Annotated in this window: 8 protein-coding genes and 3 tRNA genes; 5 read left to right on the top strand and 6 right to left on the bottom strand. The window is 58.7% G+C overall.

Annotated features, from left to right (window positions below; genetic code table 11):
* On the bottom strand, positions 1–1,960 hold a 1,960-nt coding region (locus tag GIW04_RS24880), incomplete at its 3' end, for an efflux RND transporter permease subunit (protein WP_236479294.1).
* A 206-nt stretch (positions 1,961–2,166) separates the two neighbouring features.
* On the opposite strand from GIW04_RS24880, the gene GIW04_RS24875 reads away from it, so the two are divergent.
* A complete protein-coding gene (locus GIW04_RS24875) occupies positions 2,167–2,577 on the top strand; it encodes a PA0061/PA0062 family lipoprotein (RefSeq protein ID WP_034134300.1) in 411 nt (136 codons plus the stop codon).
* Here the strand turns inward: GIW04_RS24875 and GIW04_RS24870 are convergent.
* Positions 2,574–2,735, bottom strand: a complete 162-nt coding sequence (locus GIW04_RS24870; protein ID WP_169912701.1) for a hypothetical protein — start codon at positions 2,733–2,735, stop codon at positions 2,574–2,576. The genes GIW04_RS24875 and GIW04_RS24870 overlap by 4 nt on opposite strands.
* A 334-nt stretch (positions 2,736–3,069) precedes the next feature.
* Here GIW04_RS24870 and GIW04_RS24865 point away from each other — a divergent pair, with 334 nt between their 5' ends.
* Positions 3,070–3,735, top strand: a complete 666-nt coding sequence (locus GIW04_RS24865) for a peptidase C39 family protein (protein WP_034134471.1) — start codon at positions 3,070–3,072, stop codon at positions 3,733–3,735.
* 111 nt (positions 3,736–3,846) lie between these two features.
* Here GIW04_RS24865 and pbpG read toward each other — a convergent pair whose 3' ends face one another.
* The 4 genes from pbpG to folD all read right to left on the bottom strand — a co-directional run bounded on the left by pbpG (position 3,847) and on the right by folD (position 7,135).
* Positions 3,847–4,770 carry a D-alanyl-D-alanine endopeptidase gene (pbpG, locus tag GIW04_RS24860; RefSeq protein ID WP_003192264.1) on the bottom strand — a complete coding sequence of 308 codons (924 nt, stop codon included), beginning with the start codon at positions 4,768–4,770 and terminating at the stop codon, positions 3,847–3,849.
* 155 nt (positions 4,771–4,925) lie between these two features.
* Positions 4,926–5,495, bottom strand: a complete 570-nt coding sequence (locus GIW04_RS24855) for an HD domain-containing protein (protein ID WP_120248848.1) — start codon at positions 5,493–5,495, stop codon at positions 4,926–4,928.
* Between the two features lie 100 nt (positions 5,496–5,595).
* Positions 5,596–6,153, bottom strand: a complete 558-nt coding sequence (locus GIW04_RS24850) for a helix-turn-helix domain-containing protein (RefSeq protein WP_057711247.1) — start codon at positions 6,151–6,153, stop codon at positions 5,596–5,598.
* Positions 6,154–6,280: 127 nt separating this feature from the next.
* On the bottom strand, positions 6,281–7,135 hold the full coding sequence (gene folD, locus GIW04_RS24845; protein WP_034134302.1) for a bifunctional methylenetetrahydrofolate dehydrogenase/methenyltetrahydrofolate cyclohydrolase FolD: 855 nt from the start codon (positions 7,133–7,135) through the stop codon (positions 6,281–6,283).
* A gap of 275 nt (positions 7,136–7,410) precedes the next feature.
* Here folD and GIW04_RS24840 point away from each other — a divergent pair.
* The 3 genes from GIW04_RS24840 to GIW04_RS24830 all read left to right on the top strand — a co-directional run bounded on the left by GIW04_RS24840 (position 7,411) and on the right by GIW04_RS24830 (position 7,737).
* A tRNA-Arg gene (locus tag GIW04_RS24840) sits at positions 7,411–7,487 on the top strand.
* Positions 7,488–7,519: 32 nt separating this feature from the next.
* A tRNA-His gene (locus tag GIW04_RS24835) sits at positions 7,520–7,595 on the top strand.
* Positions 7,596–7,652: 57 nt separating this feature from the next.
* Positions 7,653–7,737, top strand: a tRNA-Leu gene (locus GIW04_RS24830).
* Positions 7,738–7,885 lie beyond the last annotated feature (148 nt).

The raw sequence follows: 7,885 nt of genomic DNA, 5'->3' as shown, positions 1-7,885 counted from the left end.
CCTGCGGGCCGATGGTGCCGCTGCTGCTGTAGGCCATGTCGATGCCGCTGAGCGGAATGCCAATATTGTCGACGATGGTGTCCAGTTCTTCGGCCGGGATGACCTCGCGAATCCGCGCTTCGATGCGGTCGAACGCCGCGGCGCTTTCCTCGATGCGCGTGCCCAGGGGCAAGCGCACATGCAGGGCCAAGGCACCCGCATCGGTGGCCGGAAAAAAGTCCTGGCCCAGGCTCGGCAACAGCAGGAACGACGCGAGTACGCAGGCCAGGAACCCGACAATGAAGCGCTTACGTGCGCCCAGTGCCAGCGTCAGCAGGCCATGGTAGGTGTCGCGGACATTGGAAAAGTGCCGCTCGAATCCCTGTTGAAAATTCAGCACCGATTGCAGCAATGCATTACGTGGTTTCAGGTGCTGTTCGCCCTCGTGGTGGTTGATGAATGCATCTTCCGGATGATGCCCAGCGCCTGACTCCGGCCGATGTGGTTTGAGCAAAAACATCGCCAGCGTCGGCACCAGGGTGCGCGAGAGAATGAACGAACTGGCCATGGCGAAGATCACCGCCAATGCCATCGGCCGGAACAGGTAACCGGCAATGCCTTGCAGCAAAAACATCGGCACGAACACGATGCAGATGCACAGCAGTGAGACGAACGCCGGGCCGACGATTTGCGCGGCGCCGTCGAGAATCGCGGTCTTCACCGTCTTACCTTGCTCCAGGTGCCAGTTGATGTTTTCGATGGTCACCGTGGCGTCATCCACAAGGATGCCCACGGCCAACGCCAGCCCGCCCAGCGTCATGACGTTGAGGGTTTGCCCGCTGACGGCCAACAGCGCGATGGCCGAAAGCACCGCCAGGGGAATCGAGGCGGCGATGATCAAGGTCGAGCGCCAACTGCCAAGAAACAACAGGATCATTGCACTGGTAAGCAGGGCGGCAATGATGCCTTCCTGGGCCACGCTGCCCACCGACTGTTTGACGAACACTGAGGCATCGCCCAGCAGCGAGGTTTTCAATGACGGCGGCAGGGTTTCGTTGATGCGCGGCAGCATCTGGCGGATACCGTCGATGATCGACAGCGTGGAAATGCTGCCGTTTTTCAGCGCCGGCATGAGCACGGCGCGATGGCCGTCGACCCGCACGATGTTGGTTTGCGGCGGTGAACCGTCGCGCACGTGGGCCACTTGGCCGATGGTGATCAGCGCCCCGTCGACGGTCTTGATCGGCAAGTCGTTGAGCTCATCAATGGCCTTGGGGCTGTTGTTGAGCAGGATCGTGTATTCGTTGGGCCCCAGCTTGGCGGTGCCCACCGGAATGATCTGGTTCTGCAGCGCCAGGGCATTGCCCACATCCTGGGCCGACAAGCCTTTGGCGGCGAGGGCTTGGGGGTCGAGGTCGAGCGTAATCTGCCGCTGCTTGCCGCCCATCGGCGTGGGCATGGCCAGGCCGGGCAGGGCGCTCAAGGGCAGGCGGATATTGTTCTGCACCAGGTCACGAATTTTGGCTTCCGAAAGGCTGGGGCTGGAGAACGCCATTTGCAGGATCGGCACCGTGGAGGCGCTGTAGTTGAGGATCAGCGGCGGGGTGATGCCCGGTGGCATTTGCTTGAGCACGGTTTGTGACACCGCCGTGACCTGGGCATTGGCGGTACGGATGTCCACGCCAGGCTGGAAGAAGATCTTGACGATGCCCATGCCGGGCAACGATTGCGACTCGATGTGTTCGATGTCGTTGACGGTGGTGCTCAGGGAGCGTTCGTAGGTGTAGATCACCCGGCCGGCCATGGCGTCCGGGGACAGGCCGTTGTACTGCCAGACCACGGCGACCACGGGAATGCCGATATCGGGAAAAACATCCGTGGGCGTGCGCAGGGCCGCCATCGGCCCGATGATGCAGATGAATATAGCCAGCACGATGAAGGTGTACGGCTTGTGCAGTGCGGTCTTTACCAGCCCGAGCATGCGTGAGTCTCCGAGAAGAGCAGGATTGCAAACCCCGGCAGTCTTGCCCGACCCACCTAACACGCACCTTTCAGCCAGGTGAAGGAAGTTTTAGTTAACGGCTGAAGATCCTTTCATAGGGATTCATTTGTTCCAGGAGAGGCGGCTGATCAAGCTTGTCAGTCATCGGATACGACCTTTTCATTCATGCCCTTTGGAGCCCTGTCATGTCACTTAAACCATTGTTGTTAGTTCCCGTCCTTGGCTTTGTCTGCTTTCTATCGGCATGCGCCGGCCCGATCCCCAAGGCGGACCCCAGCCAAGCCTGGATCGGCTTGCAGGAAGAAGCGCCGAATGACCTGATGGCCGAGCGTGTCGATGGTAAACGTGTGGACGATGGGCGCTATTTTGAAGTGACCCCGGGGGACCATCGCCTGGACGTGACCTTATTTGAAGACGAGCCGGGTGACGACAACCAGCAGGACTGCCAGGGCCGCATCGAGTACAAGCATTTCAAGGCGGGTGAGCACTACACCCTGGTGGAGTCGAGCCTGGGCACCACGGTGCGCGCGTCCCTTGAGGACGGCCACGGCAAGGAAATTGCCGCGACCCAGGACTTCAATTGCATGCCTGGCTAGGCGTGATGCGCCGTCGGCTTGCGTGGCTCGGCGGGTTCAGCAGGTTTGACGTGGGGGTGATGATGCCGGCGCGTCACGCGCATGACCCCCCACAGCATGGCGGCGGCGACGGCCAGCCAACCACAGATCAACAGGAAAATCGTTGTCGCAAGGCTCATTCGGGCCTCCTTTCGCCCACTTGGGGCACACACAGTCTTCTCAATGGACAGTCTAGTCAGCTGACGGTTGCCTGCTATTGACCAATGGTCGAGTCCGTCCAACTTGTTTGCTCTATCGTCACCGCTTTATTGCACGCGTCGGCTATAGATATCTTGCGCCGCCCCCTGTAGGAGCGAGCTTGCTCGCGAAAAACGTCAACGATGACGCAGGCTTCCTGAATAAACGCGGCGCCTGTAAGTTTTTCGCGAGCAAGCTCGCTCCTACGGGATAGAGAAAGCGCGATTGGGCTATGATCGGGGCCTTTACTGGCAGTTGATCAAGAGAGTGAAAAAATTGCGCTTACGGTCGAACCTTAAAACTTCCTTGCTACTGGCCGTTGCCCTCGGGTTGGCGGCCTGTTCCAGCAACACACCGTCGAAACTGCCAGGCTTGCCGGAGCGCGTTGAACTCAATGGCGTGCCGACCTTTCGCAGCGAGGCGTATCAGAGCGGTCCTACGGCACTTGCCAGCATGCTGTCGCAACAAGGCATTGTCATGACACCGGGTTTGCTTGATAAGCCGCTGCGCCTGCCCGGCGCCGAGGCGGGCCTTGAGCGCAACATGCAGGTGCTGGCGCGTGAGTACGGGCTGATGGTGTACCCATTGGAGGCCAAGCTGACCGCCGTGCTGGCGCAGGTGGCGGCGGGTTACCCGGTGATGGCGCGGATCAACGCCAGCTATTGGTCCGGGGCGCGTTATGTCGTGGTGGTGGGGTTCAACCAGCAGAAGAGTACGGTGCTGTTGCGCTCAGGCAATGAGCGCCGCTTGAGCATGAGCTTCAGCGACTTTGAGTCGGCGTGGAAGGGCGCGGGCCATTGGGCCATCCTGACCCAGCGCCCGAGCCAGTTGCCGGCCAATGTGGACGCGCAGCGCTGGCGCGATGCGGCCAATGCCACGGCCCAGGCGGGGCAGGAGCAAGCGGCGGCCCAAGCGCTCAAGGTGTTGGCAGAGAAGAAGTGAAACTCAAATGTGGGAGCGGGCTTGCTCGCGAAGGCGCAGTGTCAGTCGCTGAATGCTTAGGCTGACCCACCGCATTCGCGAGCAAGCCCGCTCCCACACTAAAATCGCTGTTTATCGACGTACTTCCGTAGCGGTCGCTCGATTCTTGAGGTTTTTATCGGCCTTGTAACGCAGCGCCACATCCGGCACTGCGCCGCCTTTGCCGGTCTCGACCCAGCTACGAATACGGCTGGCATCGGCAAAATGGGTGAACTTGCCAAAGGCATCCAGGATCACCAGCGACACCGGGCGATTGCCCATGCTCGTCACCAGCACCAGGCAGTGGCCGGCCTGGTTGGTGAAGCCGGTCTTGGTCAGCTTGATATCCCAGTTGGCGCGGTTGATCAGGTGGTCGGTGTTGGAGAAGCCCAAGGTGTAGTTGGGCTTGCGGAACGACACGGTCTTTTCCTTGGTGGTGCTCAGCTGGCTCAGCATCGGGAATTTACGCGCATAGGCCAGCAGCTTGCTCAGGTCGCGGGCGGTCGACACGTTATGGATCGACAGGCCGGTGGGCTCCACGTAGTGGGTGCTGGTCATGCCCAAGGACTTGGCCTTGGCGTTCATCGCCGCGATAAAGGCTGCGTAACCGCCAGGATAATGGTGGGCCAGGCTCGCAGCGGCGCGGTTTTCCGAAGACATCAGCGCGATCAGCAGCATTTCCTTGCGCGGCATCTGGCTGCCGATCTTCACCCGGGAGAACACGCCTTTCATCTCGGGCGTGTCGGTGATGTTGATGTCGATGTACTCGTCCATATTCTGCTTGGCTTCGAGGACGATCAGGCCGGTCATCAGCTTGCTCACCGAGGCGATAGGTACCACCACGTCGGGGTTGCTGGAATAAATGACTTTATTGGTCTGCAAATCGACCAGCATGGCGCTACCGGAGGCGATCTGCAGCTTGGAGGCGTCACGCGGGGCCAGGGTGGATTCGGCGGCGTGGGCGAAGGTGCCTGCCAAAGCAAAAAACAGGCTGACAATAGAAAGACGAATTTTCACGCGGATGAACTCGCTAAAAAGTAAGGAAATGCCGTTGTGAAACGGATTTTTTGACAAATGGCGTTACATTTTAGGAGTATGGATCAGAAAGCGATAGAGAGCCTTTAAATAAAGGCTGTAAGCCGATGATTGGTTAGGCTGTGCCGATTTTAAACCTATGGCTTTGTTATTTTTTCTCGCGTGTCCTCATCGATAAGCTGTCGAAGATGCTCAAACAGGGGATCGGCATCGGTGTACTTCTTGCCGTAAGCTAGATTGAACTCGTAATTGAAGCCCGGTGGGTTCTTGCCCTGATTGTGCTGGAGCAGCGTTTCCAGCTTGTCCAGCGCCTTGACGGCTCTTGCCTCCGCAGACTGTGCGTGCTCATAGTCATCCCAGAGCGCCAATATCTCAGCTTTCAGCGGCTCATCCAGCGCAGAGGTCAGAAGCACAAGATCGTCTCTCTCTTGCTCGCCCTTGTTGGGAAACGCCGCCTGGCTGACTGCTGGGATGTCTCCGTTGATGGCCTCCCCCAGATCGTGAATGACGCACATCTTGAGGATCTTCAGCATGTCGGGCTCGGCCAGTTGATCTTCGAAAACAATGGCCATCAGGCAAAGACGCCAACTGTGTTCCGCCGTGCTTTCGGTGCGCCCGGAAGAGGTGTGTGCACTTCTGAGTACATCCTTGAGTTTTTCCGTTTCGCGGAGGAATTCTAGGCGTCCTTTGATTTTGTCGATGTTCATGACGTTCTCTGTCTCCAGTGGCGAAGGCTATGCTAGTGGAGTCAGATTAAGCCCGGGTAGTCTGAACGTCCACGCATACAATATGCACAGCGCAGGGCAGTCAAAGCGTCTCCACCAAACGCGCCGATGTACCGTCTGAAAGAGGAATACGCGTCCACCGACAGGCGCTCTGGCTGATAGGCACAACAAGCGAGTCATTGTGGCCGGTAACGAACTCGATCGCCGGTGGCGCACTGACTTCCCTCCACCCGGTTTCATCCAGGGAGAGCTCCTTGCTGATGATCTCCGGTGTCGCAAAGCGCCATAGCGAACGCCCCAGCAATTCGCTCACGGGGCTTGCGAACTGGGCTGCGCGGGCAGGGGAGCAAGCCAGCAGACGGTGGGTCAGGTCGCACATGAGATGAACGGGCCGTGAGCTTTCCCTGACCAGGCGAGCCAAGGCTTGATCGGCGGCCGCATCAAGGCGGGCGGCGAGCAATTGCTCAAGCTGTTGGTGCGCGCAGGGGTCGATTGCCTGTACGCCGCTTTCCCAGCGCGAAATAGTGGATTGGGTAACGTTGAACAACTGCGCAGCGTGGGCTTGTTTGACTCGGTGCAACAAGCGCCACCGCCTGAGCGCGATGCCAGGCAAGGCTGGCTTTGGGAAGATGCCAGGCATTTCGAATTCCGGAAGGGTGACGGCCTTTGGCTAGTTTGTTTAATGCGTTAACAGCCTGCAACAAGGGTTTTTCACGGGCAATAAAAAGCCCTGCGATAAAGCAGGGCTTTTTCAACATGCCTGGTTATCAGCCGTGCAGAGTTTCTGCGGCATACAGCGTATTTTCCAACAGGCACGCCCGGGTCATCGGCCCGACACCGCCTGGCACCGGCGTGATCCAGCCAGCGCGGGGCAGGGCGGTTTCATACACCACGTCACCCACCAACTTGCCGTCTTCCTGGCGGTTGATGCCCACGTCGATGACGATGGCGCCTTCCTTGATCCACTCACCCTTGACCAGGCCCGGCTTGCCGGCGGCGACTACCACCAGGTCAGCGCGGCCGACGTGGCCGGCCAGGTCCTTGGTGAAGCGGTGGGTGACGGTCACGGTGCAGCCGGCCAGCAGCAGTTCCATAGCCATCGGGCGACCGACGATGTTCGATGCGCCCACCACGACGGCGTCGAGGCCGTACAGGTCGACACCAGTGCTTTCCAACAGCGTCATGATGCCTTTGGGGGTGCATGGGCGCAGCAGGGGAATGCGTTGGGCCAGGCGGCCGACGTTATAAGGGTGGAAACCGTCGACGTCTTTGTCCGGGCGGATGCGCTCCAGCAGTTTGGAGGCGTCCAGGTGCTCAGGCAGTGGCAGTTGCAGCAGGATGCCATCCATGTCCGGGTCATCGTTGAGGCTGTCAATCAGGTCGGTCAGGGCCTGTTGAGTGGTGTCCGAAGGCAAGTCGTAGGCCTTGGAGATAAAGCCGACCTCTTCACAGTCTTTACGCTTGTGCGAGACATAAACCTGAGAGGCAGGATCGCTGCCGACCAGGATCACCGCGAGGCCAGGCGTGCGCAGGCCTTGCTGGCTGCGCTCGGTGACTCGTTTGGCGATCTGCTGGCGCAGGCTGGCGGCGATTGATTTGCCGTCGATAAGTTGTGCAGTCATTACGCGTGATTAACCATCGAGAGGGGGAAGAAAAGTGCGCGCATTCTCGCATGCCAAGGCGCGAGGGCAAAGGCGCTTGGTCTGCAAATTGCCCTAACCCCTTAAATAAAATCAGTTTTTTTCAAAAAAGATTTGACGGGTTTCCGGGGCATCTATACTATTCGTCGCACTTGTCGGGCACAGCCTAGCACTGGTTAAGAAGGTCGAGCAGAATAGTTGTACTGCAAGGCTGGAAGCACTTAGTTTGTAATCCTCCAAGAGTACAGATTAATAAGGCGCCCGTAGCTCAGCTGGATAGAGCATCCGCCTTCTAAGCGGATGGTCGCAGGTTCGAGTCCTGCCGGGTGCGCCATTAGGCAGCTTTGGCACAAGTAGCGCTATATGGTGGGCGTAGCTCAGTTGGTAGAGCACGGGATTGTGACTCCCGTTGTCGAGGGTTCGATCCCCTTCGTCCACCCCATATTCTGAAAGGCGCCAGATTTAACAGTCTGGCGCCTTTGCTTTAAGAGTTTCAAGCGCGGATGTGGTGGAATTGGTAGACACACTGGATTTAGGTTCCAGCGCCGCGAGGCGTAAGAGTTCGAGTCTCTTCATCCGCACCAATTAAAGCTTTTGCCGGTCGTCAGGCGGGCAGGGCTCAACAAAGAAGTGGTTTGGTTTCTTTGTTAACGCAATATGGTGGGCGTAGCTCAGTTGGTAGAGCACGGGATTGTGACTCCCGTTGTCGAGGGTTCGATCCCCTTCGTCCAC

This window comes from Pseudomonas sp. PA-4-8C, from assembly GCF_021606625.1.
Taxonomy (GTDB): domain Bacteria; phylum Pseudomonadota; class Gammaproteobacteria; order Pseudomonadales; family Pseudomonadaceae; genus Aquipseudomonas; species Aquipseudomonas lactis.
The sequence above is the reverse complement of the archived record's forward strand: the minus strand, read 5'-3'. Positions and strand labels throughout refer to the sequence as shown.